General features: G+C 71.0%; 10 protein-coding genes. All 10 read left to right on the forward strand.

The genetic code is table 11. The annotated features are described in order from the left end of the window. Nucleotides 1–57: 57 nt before the first annotated feature. The 10 genes from H283_RS0101030 to H283_RS0101075 all read left to right on the forward strand — a co-directional run bounded on the left by H283_RS0101030 (nucleotide 58) and on the right by H283_RS0101075 (nucleotide 19,015). Nucleotides 58–849, forward strand: a complete 792-nt coding sequence (locus tag H283_RS0101030; protein WP_020141645.1) for a hypothetical protein — start codon at nucleotides 58–60, stop codon at nucleotides 847–849. Further along, nucleotides 846–7,166 (forward strand): fibronectin type III domain-containing protein, encoded by a 6,321-nt coding sequence (locus H283_RS0101035; protein ID WP_020141646.1) that lies wholly within the window; start codon nucleotides 846–848, stop codon nucleotides 7,164–7,166. Before H283_RS0101030 ends, H283_RS0101035 begins: the two co-directional genes overlap by 4 nt. 92 nt (nucleotides 7,167–7,258) lie before the next feature. Beyond that, nucleotides 7,259–8,251, forward strand: coding sequence for a MoxR family ATPase (locus H283_RS0101040; protein WP_020141647.1), 993 nt, complete (start codon nucleotides 7,259–7,261; stop codon nucleotides 8,249–8,251). Nucleotides 8,252–8,282: 31 nt separating this feature from the next. Further along, nucleotides 8,283–9,770, forward strand: coding sequence for a DUF58 domain-containing protein (locus H283_RS26390; RefSeq protein WP_020141648.1), 1,488 nt, complete (start codon nucleotides 8,283–8,285; stop codon nucleotides 9,768–9,770). After that, the gene (locus tag H283_RS0101050; RefSeq protein ID WP_020141649.1) at nucleotides 9,767–12,475 is read left to right on the forward strand and encodes a transglutaminase domain-containing protein; all 2,709 of its coding nucleotides are present in this window, start codon (nucleotides 9,767–9,769) and stop codon (nucleotides 12,473–12,475) included. Before H283_RS26390 ends, H283_RS0101050 begins: the two co-directional genes overlap by 4 nt. Then, nucleotides 12,472–16,872: an FtsK/SpoIIIE domain-containing protein gene (locus H283_RS0101055; protein WP_020141650.1), complete on the forward strand. Its 4,401-nt coding sequence runs from the start codon at nucleotides 12,472–12,474 to the stop codon at nucleotides 16,870–16,872. The genes H283_RS0101050 and H283_RS0101055 overlap by 4 nt, the downstream gene beginning before the upstream one ends. 284 nt (nucleotides 16,873–17,156) lie before the next feature. Next, nucleotides 17,157–17,432 carry a WXG100 family type VII secretion target gene (locus H283_RS0101060; RefSeq protein WP_081633740.1) on the forward strand — a complete coding sequence of 92 codons (276 nt, stop codon included), beginning with the start codon at nucleotides 17,157–17,159 and terminating at the stop codon, nucleotides 17,430–17,432. 54 nt (nucleotides 17,433–17,486) lie between these two features. Beyond that, on the forward strand, nucleotides 17,487–17,762 hold the full coding sequence (locus tag H283_RS23610) for a WXG100 family type VII secretion target (RefSeq protein WP_156022898.1): 276 nt from the start codon (nucleotides 17,487–17,489) through the stop codon (nucleotides 17,760–17,762). A 183-nt stretch (nucleotides 17,763–17,945) separates the two neighbouring features. Continuing rightward, the gene (locus tag H283_RS0101070; RefSeq protein ID WP_020141653.1) at nucleotides 17,946–18,530 is read left to right on the forward strand and encodes an RNA polymerase sigma factor; all 585 of its coding nucleotides are present in this window, start codon (nucleotides 17,946–17,948) and stop codon (nucleotides 18,528–18,530) included. Further along, nucleotides 18,530–19,015, forward strand: coding sequence for a hypothetical protein (locus H283_RS0101075; protein ID WP_020141654.1), 486 nt, complete (start codon nucleotides 18,530–18,532; stop codon nucleotides 19,013–19,015). The genes H283_RS0101070 and H283_RS0101075 overlap by 1 nt, the downstream gene beginning before the upstream one ends. Nucleotides 19,016–19,019 lie beyond the last annotated feature (4 nt).

Consider the following 19,019-nt stretch of genomic DNA (forward strand, 5'->3'; position numbering starts at 1 on the left):
TCGTTAGCCGCGAGCACCCGCGCGAGAGCGTGTCGACAGGGATTAGGGGACCTGATCGTGATCCACAGCAAGGTGACCGTCGTGTTCTGCGGCGAGGAGTACTCCGTGTCACCCGACACCGGCCTGACCATCGGTCGCACGGGCGACGTCGAGGTGGATGACAACCCCTACCTGCACCGCACCTTCCTCGTCGTCTCGTTCGAGAACGGCTTCTGGTGGCTGAGCAACACCGGCTCGACGCTGACGGCCACGGTCGCCGACGAGCAGGGCCTCTTCCAGGCGTGGCTCAACCCGGGCGCGAAGATCCCGCTCGCGATGAAGCGGCTCATCGTCTGGTTCACGGCCGGCCCCACGACCTACGACTTCGAGATCCACGTGGCGAGCCCCGCCTTCAAGTCGGTGACGGCCGACCCACCCGCCGACTCCGACGAGGACGAGGACGAGGTCGGCGCGGCCACGGTCGGACGTGTCTCGTTCACCCCCGACCAGAAGCTGCTCGTCGTCGCCCTCTGCGAGCCGTTCCTCCGCCGTAGGGAAGCGGGTACGAGCCAGATACCCTCCTCGGCCGCCGCCGCGGACCGGCTCGGCTGGACCATCACCCGTTTCAACCGCAAGCTCGACAACGTCTGCCAGAAGCTCGCCGACGCCGGCACGCGCGGCCTGCACGGCGGCGTCGGCAAGCTCGCGACCAACCGCAAGGCCCGGCTCGTCGAGCACGCGCTCTCGACGAAGCTCGTCACCGAGGACGACCTCGCCCTCATCGACGACCCGGCCGACACCGACACCACGCCAGCAGAAGAGAACCGGGCCGACGACCGCATGGTCGTCGCCGAACAGGGGAACGCATGAGCACCGCCGCCACCAAGCGACGGGTCGGAGTCATCTCCACCGTCGTCGTCGCCCTCGTCGCGAGCCTGCTCGTGTGGCTCGCCACCCGCAGCGAGGGCGAGGTGGCCCGCAAGGCCGACCTCAACGACGGCGGCGTCTGGGTCACCAACTCCGAGCAGGCGCGCTACGGCCGCATCAACAAGCCGGCAGGGCAGCTCGACGCCGGCGTCCTGTCCGACGGCTCGACCGGCTCGGGTCTCGACATCTTCCAGGACGGCGCCGCGATCGTCGGCTACTCCAAGGCGAGCAACCAGATCGTCCCGATCAACCCGGCCGAGGGCACCCTCGCCCCGGAGCAGTCGATCGTCGTGCCGAAGCCGAGCACGGCCACCGGCAACCGCGTCTTCACCGCCCCCCTCGTCGACGTGCGTGGCGGGACGATCGCGATGATCGACCCGGCCAAGGGCGAGCTGCGGGCCCAGCGGGTCGACGACCGGAGCGGCATCACCGGCCTCGACGCCCTCCAGACCCAGGCCAAGCCGCTCGCGAAGGTGGGCGGCAACTCCGCCGTCGCCGTCGGCGTCGACGGCACGGTGTATGCCGTGTCAGCCGAGGTCGGCACGGTGACGGTGCTGAGGCCCCAGGGCAACGCGTTCGCCCCGCCGGTCACGACGAAGCTCGGCTTCACGTCGAAGTCGGCGCAGGTGACGGCGGTGGGCAGCCACTGGGTCGTCTGGGACTCGGCCACGGGCAAGCTCTACTCCGACGCGCTCACCGAGCCCGAGCAGCTCTCGGTCGGCAACGCCGAGCCCGGCAACCCCGCCTTCGCGGCGCTCCAGCAACCCGGCCCCGACGCGGCGTCCGTCCTCATCCAGGACGAGGCGCAGCTGACGCAGGTCTCGCTGACCGGCGACAGTCCGACCACCGGAGGCGTGAAGCTGAGCCAGGGCGCTCCGGGCCAGCGGCTCTTCCTCTCCGCGCCCGTGCGTCTCGCGAGCTGCATCCACGCGGCGTGGGCCGGGGCCTCCGACGTCTACTACGGCCGCAACTGCGGGTCGCCCACCGACGCCGACACCGTCGACCTCGGCGCGATGAAGAAGGGCGTGCGCACCGACGGCGTCAAGCTGCGCGTCAACCGCGGGCTCATCGTCCTCAACGACCTCGACTCCGGCGACGTCTGGGACATCGACCGCAACCGCGTCAAGATCGACAACTGGAACTCGGTCATCCCGCCGCCGCAGACCGACGACAAGAACAAGAAGAAGGACGAGAACCTCGTCGACGACGAGGTGAGCCGCACGCCGCCCAAGGCACAGCCGGACAACCTGCAGGTCCGTGCGGGGCGCACCTCGACCCTGCACGTCCTCGACAACGACTCCGACTCGCAGGGCTCGATCCTCGCGATCTCCCCGGGTGACGTCACCCAGCCCGGCGTCGAGGGCATCGCCTCGAGCGCGTCGGCCGACGGCCAGACCGTCCAGGTCACCGTGCCGGAGGAGGCCAGCGGTTCGTTCTCCTTCGAGTACACCGTCAACAACGGCACGACGGCCAAGAACGGCCGGGCCACGGCCAAGGTCAACGTCCGCATCGTCGGCGCCGACACCAACACCCCACCGAGGCTCCGCACCGGTCAGGCCAAGCTCGCCCAGGCGAAGTACCCCGTCGTCGCGAGCGGCTCGGTGCGCATCGGCGTCATCGCCGACTGGCGCGACGCCGAGAACGACCCGATCCAGGTGTCGGCGGTCGACCCGACGACCACGGGCGTCGACGGCTCGGGCGCGCTCACCGTCAAGGCGCAGGGGGACAAGGGCGACCAGGTCGTCGACTACGTCGTCGACGACGGCCGCGGCGGGACCCAGAAGGCCTCGGTCACGCTCGACGTGCTGAGCGAGCAGGACAGCAAGGCCGTCCCGCCGAAGACGCAGCCCGACGTCGTGCGCGCGGTCGTCGGCAAGCCGGTGCAGCTCCAGGCGCTCGGCAACGACATCGCCGGCGCCGACCCGACCGACCCCCAGGCACGGATGCGCCTCGCGCAGTCCGTCAAGGGCCCGGGCCAGCTCAAGCTCGACACCAACCTCGACACGAGCGTGCTCACGGTGACCGGGCAGACCCCCGGCACGTCGACGGTGACGTATGCCGCCCAGGTCGGTTCCGGTGTCAGCGTCGGCCGCATCCGGGTCGACATCCTGCCGAACCCGTCGGTCGACCTGCCGCCCGTCGCGACGCCGGACGCCGCCGTGCTCCGCGGGCAGACGCCCGTCATCGCCGACGTGCTCTCCAACGACTACAGCCCGCGCAGCGACGTCCTCGTGGTCCAGCGCGTCGTGACCGGGGACGCGTGGCTGCGCGTCTCGGTCGTGCAGGGCCGGTGGATCCGCGCCGAGGCCACGGCCCCGCTCGACGGAGACACGCCGCGCCGTGGCACCGTCAGCTACACGATCAGCGACGGCACGAAGACCGCGGTCGGGCAGCTGTCGGTCGTGCAGAAGCCGGAGCCCAAGGACAAGGTGCTGCCGACGGTCGTCGACGACGTCGCCACCGTCCGCGTCGGCGACGCCGTGACGATCCCCGCGCTCGACAACGACTCCATGAGCGAGGGCATCCCGCTCAAGCTCGATCCCGCCGGCGTCAAGGTGCTCTCGGGCGGCGGCCAGGCCTTCGCGTCCGGCACCGTCGTGCGCTACGTCCCCGACCAGGAGACCCTCAAGGGCCCGACGTCGGCCATCCTCGAGTACGCCACCTACCCCGAGGGCCTGCGTGCCCGGGCGACCACCGGTCGCATCAACGTGACGATCAACCCGCTCCCCGACGCGGTCAAGTACCCCAACCAGCCCCCGTCGGCGCGCAGCTTCTCGGCCAGCGTGACCGCCGGGGACACCCTGGCCATCACGGTGCCGACGAGCGGGGTCGACCCTGACGGCGACCTCACCTTCGTCAGCGGGATCGTCGGCGAGGACGGCAAGGCCGTCGACCTCAAGCTCGGTCGCGTCCTCGGTTTCGGTGCCGCGACGATCCGCTACGAGGCCTACCCGCGCAGCGCCGGCACGGAGGTCATCCGCTACCAGCTGCGCGACCGCTTCGGCCTGACGAGCGAGGGCTTCGTCCGCGTCGGGGTCGTCCAGCCGGGCGACCCGCAGCCGCCGGTCGCCGTCGAGGACGACGTCGTCGCCGCCCCCGGGCGCACCGTCCACGCCGACGTGCTCTCCAACGACCTCATCGCCGCGGGTGACTCGGTGTCGTTCGTCGACCTCGGGACGCTCAACGACGCCGACGTCCTCAAGGACTTCCAGAAGCAGAAGGACGACACCTTCAAGGTCGTCGCGCCCGAGGACGGTCCGGCCAAGGTGCTGACCTACGGCATCACCGACGGGCTCTTCGACGCGTCGAAGTCGACCCTGACCGTCCGCGGCCAGAAGGACTTCAACAACCCGCCGGTCGCCGTCGACGACACCGGCCTCGCCAAGCAGGGTGAGACCTCGATCCTCGTCGACGCGATCGCCAACGACCGCGACCTCGACGGTGACCAGGCGAGTCTCAAGATCACGAAGTTCATCGGCGACGGCGTCGTCCGCGAGGGCCGCAAGCTGCGCATCCAGCTCCGTCCGCAGGCACGCGTCGTGCCCTACGTCATCGAGGACGCCGACGGCGCGTCGGCCATGGCCCTCATCTACGTGCCGGCCGGCACCAACGGTGTGCCCTACGTCGTCGACGGCAAGACCATCAAGATGGGCGCCGACTCGACGGTCGACATCAGCCTCGCCGACTACGTCGTCGACCCCCGTGGCGGCAAGGTCTCGGCCACGTCGCCAGAGACGGTCTCGACGTCGCCCGACGAGGACCTCCAGTCCGCTCTCTCGTCCGCCACCGAGCTCAAGCTCACCTCCACCAACGGCTACGTCGGACCGGCAGCCCTCATGCTCGAGGTGACGAACTCGACCGGTCCGTCCGACAAGGCGGCCCAGAAGGCGTACGTCACGATCCCGGTCCAGATCGGGCCCGACGTGCCGGTGCTCCGCTGCCCCGACCACGAGGTCCGCCTCGTCGCCGACGGCCCGGCCCGCACCTTCGACATCCCGCGGCTCTGCCACGCGTGGCTGCCCACCGGGATGGACGCGAACACCGCGCAGTACGAAGCGACGTGGGACCCGGCGATCGACGGCGTCGACCTGAACCAGACCGGTGCCGGGGGCCGCCAGGTCGTCCTCAGGGCCCAGCCGGCCGCCCAGGAGGGCTCGACCGGTGCCGTCACCGTCAAGGCCAAGGGCGGTGCCGAGTCCTACAAGATCAAGGTCCGGGTCGTCAGCGCCCCGCCCGCAGCGACGCTGCGTCCGGTGCGGATCGAGGGCCTCATCGCCGGCACGAGCCGCACGGTCAACCTGTCGCAGTACCTCGACAGTCCGCTGTCGGCTCCCCGCTGCCAGGTGCAGTCGGCCCGTGTCGTCTCGGGCACGGGAGTCAGCGTCACGCAGAGCGGCTGCCAGCTCACGGTGTCCGCGTCCGACAAGGGCCGCGGCGACGCCCGCATCACGGTCCAGGCCGTCGACGCACCGGGGCGGCCCGCGGCGCTCGGCCAGGTCTCCGTCAGCGTCCGCAGCAGGCCCGACCCCATGGCCGCCCCGACCGCGGTCGCCGACCGCATCCTCGGCAGCAGCGCGCGGGTCGACTTCCGCCCGCCGGCCTACGACGGCGGCCTGCCGATCCAGGCCTACGAGGTCACCGCGATCGGACCGGGCGGCGGCACCAAGGCCTGCTCGTCATCGCCGTGCACGATCACGGGACTGACCAACGGTCAGGACTACTCGTTCACCGTCCGCAGTCGCAACCCCGTCGGCTGGTCCGACCAGAGCCCGCGCAGCAACACGGTGCGTCCCGACACGAAGCCGAAGGCGACGTCGATCACCGACATCACGCCCGGCGACCGCAAGCTCACGGTGCGCTGGAGCGAGCCCCCGAACGAGGGCAGCAAGGTCCTCAAGTACCGCGTCCAGTGGGTCAACATCGGCGGCAGCGCCGGTGCGACCGGGCAGGCCGAGGTGGCAGCACCGAGCCTGACGAAGGTCATCAGCGGCCTCATCAACAACGACGCCTACAACGTCCGCGTCCAGGCGAACAACGAGGCCGGCTGGGGGCCCTTCGGGGCGCAGGTCAAGGCGCAGTCGTTCGGCAAGCCAGCGGCCGTGCCGGCCCCGACGCTGAGCCCGCGCGAGCCGGTGCCCGGTGCGGCGAACGCCCAGGTGTCCATCGCGTGGCCCGCGACCGACCCCAACGGTCCGCCCATCACGAAGTACGACGTCTTCCGTCGCACCGGCGGGGGCGCGTGGAACCTCATCGCGACCGTGTCCGGTGGTGACCAGCGCGTCGCGAGCGACACGATCCCCTACCAGGGCCAGACGGTGCAGTACGTCGTCACGGCGACGAACGGCGGACCGGCGACCTCCGACAAGGCGAACTTCAGCAGCTACACGGCCGACGGCATCCCGGAGACCCCCAACCTCACCTCCGTGACGACGCCGACCGAGAACTACGCGGCGAACGCCTCGTACAGCCTCGGTGACTCGCGCTCGCGCGGCTACGACACGGTCAACTGGCGCACCAACGAGGGCCGCACCGGCTCATGGGCGTGCGGCGGTGGCTGCTCGGGCGGCACCGCGTCCAACCTCGGCAACAACCAGCAGTCGATGGAGATCCAGGCCTGCAACGTCGCGGGCCGGTGCTCGCCGTGGTCCAACAGCGTCACCTACCACCCCTTCGGTCCGACCCGGGCGATCCGCAACCCGGGCGAGAACCACGACAACAACAGCATCACCTTCACGTGGAACGCACCGACCAACAACGGCCGCCCGATCACCCAGTACCAGGTGACCGGCGACAAGAACGAGACGTTCGGCGCCGGCCGTGAGTCGACGACGATCGGTGGCCTCGGCTACAGCGACACCCGCACCATCCGGGTCCGCGCCTTCGCGACCGACTCGGGCTGGGGCCCGTACACCTCGATCTCGGGCACGACCAACGCCGCGCCCAAGCCCAAGGTGAACTCGGTCTACAAGGGCAGTGGCTGCGGGGCGACCGGGTGCCTCAAGCCGGACGGCACCCAGTGCGGCTCCAACTGCAACCACATCGGCTACAACCTGTCGAACTACAACGGCGCCATCAGCTGCACCGTCGACAGCTCCGACGGCGGATGGTCCAACCCCGACAACGGCTCCGGCGGGTCGCACCGCCCGACCAACGGCGGCAACGACTCCAACAAGTTCTTCGGCTTCCCCAACGGCTGGGTCCGCGTGACCTGCTCGTCGTCGAACGGGTCCGACTCCGCGCAACGCAATCCCTGGGGGTGACGGCCCGCTCCCGCGAGGGAGCCGGCCGCGCCCGACCCAGCCACACGGCATACCCCACGATCGATGAAACACATGACAGGAGAACGACACCCATGACGGCCACCCCCGCCAACGGTCGCATCACGCAGGAGCAGGTCACGTGGTTCGCGCACACGTTCGACCAGCTCGTCGGCAACATCGAGAAGGCCGTCCTCGGCAAGCAGCACGTGACGCGCCTCGCGCTCACCTGCCTGCTCTCCGAGGGCCACATGCTCCTCGAGGACTTCCCCGGCACCGGCAAGACGCAGCTCGCCCGCGCCCTCTCGGCCACGGTGCAGGGCACGCACAGCCGCATCCAGTTCACGCCCGACCTGCTCCCGAGCGACGTCACGGGCGTCACGATCTACGAGCCGACGAAGCAGAGCTTCGAGTTCCACCCCGGCCCGATCTTCGCGACCATCGTCCTCGCCGACGAGATCAACCGCGCCTCGCCGAAGACCCAGTCGGCGCTGCTCGAGGTCATGGAGGAGGGCCGGGTCACCATCGACGGCAAGCCGCACTCCGTCGGCGAGCCGTTCATGGTCATCGCGACCCAGAACCCCATCGAGCAGGCCGGCACCTACCGGCTGCCCGAGGCGCAGCTCGACCGCTTCCTCATGAAGGCGAGCGTCGGCTACCCCGACCACGAGGCGACGATCGCCGTCCTCGCCGATGCCAAGACGCGTGACCGCGCCAAGACGCTGAGCCCGCTCATCGCGAGCAACGTCATCGTCGAGATGTCCAAGCTCGCCGACGAGGTGCACGTCGACCCGGCGATCCTCGGCTACGTCAGCCGCATCGCCGAGGAGTCGCGCCGCCACCCCTCGCTCAAGCTCGGCCTGTCGGTCCGTGGCTGCCTCGCCTACGTCCGATGCGCGAAGACGTGGGCGGCGAGCCAGGGCCGCACCTACGTCGTGCCCGACGACATCAAGCTGCTCGCCGAGCCCATCCTGAGCCACCGTCTGCTCCTCAACGCCGAGGCGCAGTTCGCCGGGACGACCGTCGAGCAGTGCGTCGACCAGATCCTCGGCGACATCGCGCCGCCGGCCGAGCGCGCCTCGGCCTGACCGCGACCGTCGAAGCAACCAAGGGGACCGCATGACCCAGCAGGACCAGGGGGCCACGTCGTCGCGTCGCGGCGGCCGCTTCCGTATGCCGTCACGCAGGGGAGCGCCGGCCGGTGCCGGCGCGCCCGTGGCGGCGTCCACCCCGAACGCAGCCGCGAACGCAGGCACGACCGGCGCTCGGGGGCGTGCTGTCCCGGGCACGACGAGCCGCGGCATCCGCCAGATCACCGCGCCGATCACGCGCTCCATCGAGCAGGTGGCCGGTCAGACCGAGGGCGTGTGGCGCCCGGTCGCCGGCGTCCTCCGGTGGGTCTCGCCGCTCGGCTGGACGATCCTCGCGCTCGGTCTCGTCTGCTGGTTCGTCGGGGCCCGCTGGGGCTGGACCGAGCTGCTCATGGTCGCTGCGGCCGCCCTGCTCCTCTTCGCGATCTGCCTCGTCCTCGCCCTCGGTCGCACCAAGGTCCGGATCCTCGCCGAGGTCGACCCGCGCCGCGTCGTCGTCGGCGACCCCGCGACCGGTCGCATCCTCGTCACCAACGAGGCCCGCACCCCGATGCTGCCGATCCTCGTCGAGCTGCCTGTGGGTCTGTCGGCCGCTCGCTTCGTGCTCCCGGCCCTGACCCCCGGCAACGCGCACGAGGAGCTCTTCGTCGTTCCGACGTCGCGCCGCGGCGTCATCCAGGTCGGGCCGGCGACGACGGTCCAGGGTGACCCGCTCGGTCTCATGCGCCGCACCCTGACGTGGACCGAGCGCACCGAGCTCTTCGTCCACCCGCGCACCGTCGCGCTCGAGTCCCTCGGCGCCGGTCTGCTGCGCGACCTCGAGGGCAGCACCACCGAGGACGTCTCGATGAGCGACCTCGCCTTCCACGCGCTGCGCGAGTACCAGCCCGGCGACGACCGCCGCTACATCCACTGGCGCAGCTCGGCCAAGGCCGGCAAGCTCCTCGTGCGCCAGTTCCTCGACACGCGCCGCTCGCACGTGACGATCCTCGTCGACCCCGACCCGGAGCAGTACCGCTCGGGTCACGGCAGGACCGGCCGGACCGACCGGGACGTCGAGCGGGACATCATGGCGGCGAACGCCCCCACGGCGATCCAGGCCGACGTCGAGACGGCCATCTCGGTCGGGTCCTCGATCATGGTCCGCGTCATGCTCGACGAGCAGGACTGCACGATCGTCTGCGGCTCCCAGAAGGTCACGAAGTCGGTGCCGCAGATCGGCCTCGACGCGATGTCCCGGGTCGAGCCCGGGCCCGTCGACCTCTTCACGACCTCGCTCGACGCCGCCGAGCTGGCCCCCGACACGAGCACCTGCTTCATCGTCACCGGTCCGCACCGTCCGTTCATCGAGCTGCAGCGCGCGGCCGGGCAGTTCCCGCCCGAGGTGACGCGCGTCATCGTCGTCATCGACCCGCAGGCCGACCACGGCATCCGTCGCGGCGGCGGCCTCGTCATCCTCACGCTCGCCGCGCTCGAGGACCTCCGCACGCTTCTCGTCTCAGGGGTTGCCCGATGAGCTCTCCGACGTCCCCCGGCGCTGCCGGCTCGATCCCTGCGCCGCCCGCATCTGCACTGGTCACGCCCCCGTCCGCCGGTGAGCGCGTCCGCGCCCAGCTGGCCCGCCTCAGGCCCAGCACCGCCCACCTCGTCGACGCCGGCTTCACCGTCGTGCTCGTGAGCCTCGCCCTCGTCGGCTTCCGCACGACGTTCTTCGGCCTCGGCTGGCTCTGGGTCGGCCTCGCCGGTCTCGTCATCGGACTGCTCGTCGCGCACGTGACCGCGACGTTCCGGGCACCCGGGGTGGTGACGCTGCTCGCGGTGGCGGCGGCATACCTCCTCCTCGGTGGGCCGCTCGCGGTCCGCGAGGACCTCGTCGCCGGGTTCATCCCGTCGGGCGAGACGTTCGCGACCCTCGTGCACATGGCCGTGCCCGGCTGGAAGGAGCTGCTGACCGCGCTCCCGCCCGTCGACTCCGAGGGTCCCTACATGGCCCTGCCGTTCCTCTTCGCTCTCGTCGGTGGGTCGCTGACCTACGGTGTCGCCCGCCGGTGGACCGGCGCGGTGACGGCGCTCGTCGCACCGGTGGTGCTGCTCGTCGCCTCGATCGTGCTCGGCACGCTGACGCCCGCAGGCGTGCTGCTCCAGGGAGCCCTCTTCGCCCTCGTCGCCATCGGGTGGACGGCGTTGCGCAGCAACCGCAACCGACCGGCGCTGCAGAACGGTGCGGGCCGCACGACGCGCGCGGTCACGACCGCGGCCCTGCTCGCCGTGGCGACCGTGGGTGGCTTCTTCGTCGGTCCGATGCTGCCCGGCGCCGACCCCGCCGACCGCACGGTGTTCCGCACGGGACTCCAGCCGCCCTTCGACGTGACGCAGTACGCCTCCCCGCTCGCCGGCTTCCGCCAGTACACCGAGCCCAACGGCTCCGAGCTCTTCGACAAGACGCTGCTCACGGTCAAGGGACTGCCGGCCGGTGTCCCGGTCCGCATCGCGGCGCTCGACTCCTACGACGACTTCGTGTGGGGCGCCGGCAACGTCGCCAACCTCGGCACGGGCGAGGACCCGGGGGGCACGAGCTTCCGCAAGGTCGGCACCCACATCGCCGCGGAGGGTGCAGGTGACCCCGTCACCGCGACCGTCGGCGTGCCGGCCGGTGGCTACAGCGACGTCTGGCTGCCGACGTTCGGCACCGTCATTGGCCTCGACTTCGGCGGATCCCGGGGGGACCAGCTGGCCGACGACCTGCGCTTCAACGTCGACACCAACACCGGCGTCCTGCCGGAGAAGCTCCAGGCAGGCGACACGTACACCGTCAGCGCCCTGGCGCAGAAGGTCGACGCGGAGCTGCCCAAGAACGTCGACGTGGCTGACGGCACGGTCGTCGACAGCCAGAACCTCACCTTCATCGACGACAAGATCTCGCCGTGGACCGAGCGCGTCGACGGCCAGTGGCAAAAGGTCGTCGCCGTGGCCAAGGCCATGCAGGACGGCGCCTACACCGACGGCGGCGCGCCCGGTGACTACCAGAACGTCTTCCTCCCCGGCCACAGCCTCCGGCGGATGACCCAGTTCATGAAGGCCACCCAGCTGGCCGGCAACGACGAGCAGTACGCCTCCGCGCTCGCCCTGGCGGCCAACCGCCTCGGCGTGCCGGCCCGCGTCGTGCTCGGCGCCGAGCCCGACGCGACCGGCGCGATCAAGGGCAAGGACGTCCACGCCTGGGTCGAGGTCGCGACGACGAATGGCTCGTGGCAGCCGATCTACTGGAAGCAGTTCGTCCCCGACCGCAACAAGAAGCCGCAGCAGCTGATCCAGAAGTCGGAGGAGAAGAAGACCGGCGCCCAGGTGCCTCCGCCGGCGGCCAACAACCCGCCGAGCGTCCTCCAGGGTCCCGACCAGGCGCAGAACGCGACCCAGCTGAAGAACCCGCCCAAGGACGACAGGAACCCGCTCGACCCCGACAACTGGCCGGACTGGCTGCGCTGGCTCATCTTCTTCGTCGTCGTGCCGCTGCTCGTCCTGCTCGTCGTCTACAGCGTGATCAGACTCGCCAAGGCGCTGCGGCGCCGCCGCCGGCGCACGACCGGCGAGACGGCGAGCCGCGTCAGCGGCGGGTGGCGCGAGGTCGTCGACACCGCACGCGACCTGCGGATGCCGCTGCCGGTCAAGGGGACCCGCCTCGAGCAGGCGCGTGCCCTCGAGGAGCACGTCTTCGGGCCACCGCCCGAGAAGCCGAGCCCGGTCGTCGACGGCGCCCTCATGGGCGCTCCCGTCCCGGCACCCGGGCACCCCGCCCCGAGCGCCGACACGGAGCCGTTGCCGACGAAGGGGGACGCCGTGCCCACTCGACCGAGCCTGGCGCTCGTGCCGCTCGCCACCGCCGCCAACGGTCACGTCTTCGACGTCGCCGAGCCGACGCCGGAGGAGGTCGAGGCCTTCTGGGCCGACGTCGAGACGGCGCGCAAGCGCATCCGGTCCGAGCAGTCGTTCTGGCAGAAGGTCCGGGGGGACGTCTCGCTGCGGACCTTCCGTGACCACCTGCCCACGGGCTCCGGTCTCGGGCCGGCGCTGGCCCGCACGTCACGGGGTCAGGGCAAGCCACCGGCGACCCGCCGCGGCCGCGCCACCAAGGCCGGCATCGGCACGAGCCTGCCGGTCGGCACACGAGCGAGCCGCCGCGTGGGCAGCACCGGACGCAAGAGCAAGAAGGGTGACGCGTGAAGCTCAAGTTCGTCCTCCGGTCGGGAGACCGCGAGACCGACCTCGTCGCGACGACGGACTCGGCCACCACGGTCGGGGACCTCGCCGCCTACCTCGCGGCGGCCGACCCGAACCGCTCGACCGTGCTCGGGGTCGACGCCCCGATGACGCTCGCCCTCGTCGACCAGGACATGCGTGGCCTCGACCCGCGGGCGACCGTCGCCGAGAGCGGCCTCCAGTCCGGCATGCGCGTCTCGACGACCCGTGCCGGTGAGGGCTTCGTCGACCGCGGCCGGCCCGCGGCCGTCGCCTACATCCGCTCGGGCCCCGACGCCGGCCGCGAGTTCCCGCTCGCCCGCGGGACGGCATACATCGGCCGCGGGCGCGGCAGCGAGGTGCAGCTGTCCGACGAGTCGGTCTCGCGCAAGCACGCCAAGCTCGTCATCCAGGAGGTCGTCGAGGTCGTCGACCTCGGCTCGGCCAACGGCATCACCGCCGGAGGGCAGCAAGTCACCCGCGCCCACCTCAAGAGCGGCGACGTCGTGCGCGTCGGCGACACCGAGCTCGAGGTGCACCTGCAGGGCGACGGCGTCGTGACCCGACCCGGCAGCGGTGTGCTCTCGGGCGACGCCGGCACCGTGGCCTTCTCGCGCTCCCCGCGGGTGGCGCCGCTCTTCGCCGGCCAGGAGTGGCAGGTCCCCGACCTGCCCGAGCGCGGCAAGCTCCAGCCGATGCCGCTCGTCGCCATGGTCGTGCCGCTGCTCATGGGCATCGTCATGTACCTCATCACCCGCAGCGCCTTCTCGATCATCTTCATGCTGATGATGCCGATGATGATGGCGGGCACCTACTACGAGGCCCGCCGCCAGCAGAAGAAGGACTTCGCGCAGGCGATGGAGGACTTCAAGGAGGACCTCGCCCTGCTCTCGCAGCACATCCGCGGCTCCCTCGAGGTCGAGGGCCACACCCGTCGCGGGGAGCACCCGAGCGGCGCCGACTGCCTGACCGCGGTGCGCGACCGCAGCGCCCTGCTCTGGACCCGCCGACGTGATGGCAACGGCTACGCCGAGCTGCGCCTCGGGCTGGGCACCCGCCCGTCCCGGTCGGCGATCACGATGCCGGCCGTCGGCCGCTCCAAGGCCGAGGCGTGGCTCGAGGTCTCCGAGCAGCTGCACGGCCTCGAGGTCGTGCACGACGTGCCGATCGTCGCGAGCCCGCTCGCCGACGGTGCCATCGGCGTCGCCGGCCAGCGCGCCAACGCCCTCGGTGCCGCACGCTCGGTCGTTCTCCAGACCGCGGCGCTGCACTCACCCGCCGAGCTCGCCGTCTGCTCCTTCGCCTCGGGCAGCTCCGCCCGCGACTGGGACTTCCTCAAGTGGCTCCCGCACACGACGTCGCCGCACAGCCCGATCGCCACCGACCACCTCGCGGCCAGCGCCCCGGCCTGCTCGGCGCTCGCCGACGCCCTCGAGGACATCATCGAGGCCAAGGGCACCGCGAAGGAGCGGGAGCAGGCCAGCGCCGAGCGCCCGACCGTCCTCGTGCTCGTCGAGAGCGACGCGCCCATCGACCGCAGCCGTCTCGTCGCCATCGCCGAGCGCGGTCACCACCAGGGTGTCGTCGTGCTCTGGGTCGCCGAGACCCAGCAGCTGCTCCCGGCGGCGTGCCACACCTTCCTCGTCGTCAGCGACGACCAGAGCTCGCTCGCCGGCTACGTCCACGCCGGCGAGGAGGTCCAGCCGGTCGCCGTCGACCACATCGGCTACGACGAGGCGATGGCCTGCGCCCGCCAGCTCGCCCCGGTCGTCGACGCCGGCGTCCCGGTCGACGACGCGAGCGACCTGCCCCGCGCCGTCTCGCTCCTCACCCTCGCCGGCACCGACCTCGCGAGCTCCGAGGAGGCCGTCATCGAGAAGTGGGGCGAGTCGCGCTCGATCCTCACCGGTCCGTACGCGCCCGCCGTGCTGCCCCGCAAGCCAGGCAACCTGCGCGCCATCGTCGGCCAGTCGAGTCAGGGCACCTTCTCGGTCGACATCCGCTCGGACGGCCCCCACGCCCTCGTCGGCGGCACGACCGGTGCCGGCAAGTCCGAGCTGCTCCAGGCCTGGATCCTCGGCATGGCGGCGGCCCATTCCCCGCAGCGCGTCACCTTCCTGCTCGTCGACTACAAGGGTGGCTCGGCCTTCCGGGACTGCGTCAAGCTGCCGCACACCGTGGGCCTCGTGACCGACCTGTCGCCGCACCTCGTGCGCCGTGCCCTCGCCTCGCTCGCGGCCGAGCTGCACTACCGCGAGCACCTGCTCGCCCGGCACAAGGCCAAGGACCTGCTCGAGCTCGAGCGTCGCGGCGAGGTGGAGGCTCCGCCGTCGCTCATCCTCGTCGTCGACGAGTTCGCCGCGCTCGTGCAGGAGGTGCCCGAGTTCGTCGACGGCGTCGTCAACGTCGCCCAGCGTGGCCGGTCGCTCGGCCTGCACCTCATCCTCGCGACGCAGCGGCCGGCCGGTGTCATCAAGGACAACCTCCGCGCCAACACCAACCTCCGCATGGCGCTGCGGATGGCCGACGAGAACGACTCCGAGGACGTGCTCGGCTCCAAGGAGGCGGCCTTCTTCGACCCCGCCCTCCCCGGCCGTGCGGTGTCAAAGACCGGTCCCGGCCGGCTCGTCCCCTTCCAGACGGGGTATGCCGGGGGGTGGACCTCCGACGTCCCCCCGCCGCCCGACATGAAGGTCGAGACGTTGACCTTCGGTCGTGGCGTCGAGTGGGAGCCGCCGCGGGTCGAGGGCGCCGACGAGGCGGCCGACCTCGGGCCCACCGACATCCAGCGACTCGTCAGCACGCTCGGCCGGGCGGCCCGCGTCGCCGAGCTGCCCAAGCCGCGCAAGCCGTGGCTGCCGGACATGCGGCCCGTCTACGACCTCGCGACCCTCCCGACGCAGCGTCGTGACGACGAGCTCGTCTTCGGCATCGCCGACGACCCCGACAACCAGGCCCAGCCCGAGATCGCGTTCCGCCCCGACAAGGAGGGCAACATCGCGATCTACGGCACGTCGGGCTCCGGCAAGTCCGTGTTCCTGCGCTCCATGGCGATCGCGGCCGGCTACACGGTGCGCGGCGGACCCTGCCACGTCTACGGCCTCGACTTCGGCAACCGTGGCCTCGCGATGCTCGAGTCCCTGCCGCACGTCGGTTCGATCATCCCCGGTGGGGACCACGAGCGGGTCATCCGCCTCCTGCGCACGCTGCGCGCCACGATCGACGAGCGCGCCTCGCGCTACTCGGCCGTCAGTGCCGCGACGATCACCGACTACCGTCGCATCGCCGGCCGTCCCGACGAGCCGCGCGTCATCGTCCTCATCGACAACATGACGGCGTTCCGCCAGGCCTACGAGGTCGGCGGGCGCTTCCAGTGGCTCGACCTGCTCGCCGGTCTCGCCGCCGACGGCAGACCGGTCGGCGTCCACTTCATCATCGCGTCCGACCAGCGCACCGGCCTTCCGACGAACCTCGCCGCGGCCGTGCAGGGCCGGATCATCCTGCGCATGAGCAACGTCGACGACTACTCCGTCTTCGGCGTGCCGGGTGACGTCCTGACGATGGCCTCACCGGCCGGGCGCGGGCTCATGTCCGGGTCCGAGGTGCAGGTCGCGGTGCTCGGCGGCTCGTCCGACGTCACCGTGCAGGCCGCCGCGATCGAGGCCTTCGCCGACGCGACCCGCAAGGCCGGCGTCAGCCAGGCCCCGCCGATCGAGAGCCTCGCCGAGATCATCCCCCTCGGGGACCTGCCGTCGGAGTGCGGCGGGCGTCCCGTCGTCGGGGTCGCGTCCTCGACGCTCGAGCCGATCGGCTTCGACCCGAAGGGCTCGTTCATCATCACCGGCCCGTCCGGCTCGGGGCGCACGACCGCCGTCGCGACGACCGCGGCCGGGCTCTTCCGGTTCAGCTCCGGATCGGCGCTCTACCTCATGACCTCGCGTCGCACGTCGGAGCTGCTCGACCTCGGCATCTGGGCCGAGACCGCCGTGGGCGGCGAGGCCTCGTCGGCGCTCGCGAGCCGGCTGGCTGCCGAGATCGAGGAGGAGCGCGTCACGAGGCCGATCGCCGTCTTCGTCGAGCGCATCGACGACCTCGCCCCGTCGGGCGCCGAGAACGCCCTGACGACGCTCGCCAAGGCGTGCGTCGACAACGACCAGCTCGTCGTGGCCGAGGGCGAGGCTGCCTTCTTCAGCAGCAACTTCGGGCTCCAGGCCCTGCTCAAGACGTCGCGCTCCGGCCTCGCCCTGCACCCCGACGGCAACGAGGGGCTCGCCGTCTTCAAGGCCAACCTCCCCGCCCTCAACAGGGCAGAGCTCCCCCCGGGCCGCGGTTTCATCATCGAGAAGGGCAAGTTCGAGCTCCTCCAGGTGGCCCGCCCGTGAGTCTGAATTCCACGCCGAAAGCCTTGGTGCACAGGGGAGTCGGACGAAGCACACGGCATACGCCATCGGTGCCCGTCAGGGGTCACGGATCATGGGGAGTGCTCCCCATCGACACCCCCAGAGGGCTGACATAGGTTTCTGCATGTCGACGAAAGCCGCCCATCGGGACGAACTGCCCGAGGGCCCGGCGGACGTCGAGGAGTTGGCACAGCGCGGGCCTGCACGGGTGGTCCGGAAGAGAACTTCCCGAATCAGTCGGGGGAACACAGGCAAAGGAGAAGGTCATGGCTTGGCTCGGAATGAACGACGATGAGGTCAACGCTCAGGGCAACGTCCTGCAGCAGCAGGCGGAGGCCATCCAGAAGCTCATCACGAAGGTCGACCAGGAGGTCGAGTCCCTGAAGCAGAACTGGCAGGGTGACGACTCCAAGCAGTTCGAGCAGGAGTGGACCGGCACGCACCGTCCCGAGCTCCAGAAGGCCCAGAAGCTGCTCACCGAGATGAAGTCGACGATCGACCACGAGGTCCAGCAGCAGCGCAGCACCTCGTCGCAGTACTGATCCACCTCATCTCACCACGACCTACACACGCTTCACTTCCGAAGGGGAACTGACATGGCTGTTTACAAGAAGGGTATGAACGCCGACGCGGTGTCCGCGTCCGGTGACAAGCTCGTCGGCTACAAGGGCGAGCTCGACGGCATCGTCGAGGCCGTCAACGGCGCCGTCTCCACGATCAAGGGCAACTGGGGCGGCACCGACGCCGACCGCTTCCAGAGCGACTGGCACGGCCAGCGCCAGGTCGTCTCGGCCGCCGGCGACAAGCTCGACGCCATGGGCAAGAAGTGCAAGACCAACGCCGAGTCGCAGAAGCAGACGTCGTCGAAGTGAGCCCGGCTGCTGCGTGAGCCACGGGCTCCGCAGCACGCGCCGCGAAAGGGTGGTCGCTCCCGGACAGGGGAGGAGCGGCCACCCTTTCGCATGCCCGGAGGGCACCCGGACGTATCAATTCGCTTGACAGCCGCGTCTGCCCGGTGTGAGACCTAGACTGAGCACCCAGAGGAGGGGCGACGCATGGGCGAACCTGGTGAACTCACCGAGCTGGTCGCCCGCGCCTCCCACGGAGACGCCACCGCGTGGAACACCATCGTCGAGCGCTTCTCGTCACTGCTCTGGGGCGTCGCGCGCGGCCACCGGCTCCGACAGGAGGACGCCGCCGACGTCGTGCAGAACACGTGGCTCAAGCTCCTCGACCACCTCGACTCCATCAAGCAGCCCGAGGCCCTGGCCGGGTGGTTGGCGACGACGGCGCAGCACGAGGCCCTGGCGGTCCTGCGCAAGGGCAAGCGTGAGCACCTCGTGCGCGACGACGACCTCGCGACCGACGTGCCCGACGAGCAGGCTCTCGCCCTCGACGCGGCGCTGCTCGACGACGAGCGTGACGGTGAGCTCTGGTCGTGCTTCGGCCACCTGCCGGAGCGCTGTCAGGTGCTGCTCCGGGCGCTCATGGCGAGCGACCGCCCGAACTACAAGGTCATCTCGGACTCGCTCGGGATGCCGGTCGGCTCGATCGGGCCGACGCGGATGCGCTGCCTCGAGGCGCTCCGGGCGATCGTGCGGGAGTCCGGCTCCGATCTCGACACCGAAAGGAGGGCGTGATGAGTGACCACGACCTTCACGTCGACGACGCGCAGCTCCTGGCGCGGCTGCGGCGCATCGCGGATACGGTTGACCCCGTCCCCGATGACGTCGTCGAGCTCGGCAGGGCCGCGTTCGAGCTCCGCCACGCCGACGCCGTCCTCATGACCATGGCCAGCGAGTCGCTCTCGGGTGCCGAGCTCCGGGCCGTGCCCGACGAGCAGGGCTCGAGCCGGCTGCACGTGTTCGAGCACGGCGAGGTCTCGATCGAGGTCGAGGTGACCGTGCGGGGCGAGTTCGCGCGGGCGGTCGGCATCGTCGACGACGGTTCCGGGGTCGATCTCTCCGGAGCCCACGTCAGCGTGGAGACGACGTCCTCGTCGACCACGGTCGAACTCGACGGCGGACGTTTCACCGTCGAACGCGTGCCTCTCGGACTTGCCCGCATCGTCCTCGAGCGAGCCGGGAGCCGGTTGCTGGTGACGCCGTGGTTCGACGTGGGGTGATGGT

The sequence above is a fragment of the Terracoccus sp. 273MFTsu3.1 genome, assembly GCF_000383675.1.
In the GTDB taxonomy this organism is placed as follows: domain Bacteria; phylum Actinomycetota; class Actinomycetes; order Actinomycetales; family Dermatophilaceae; genus Terrabacter.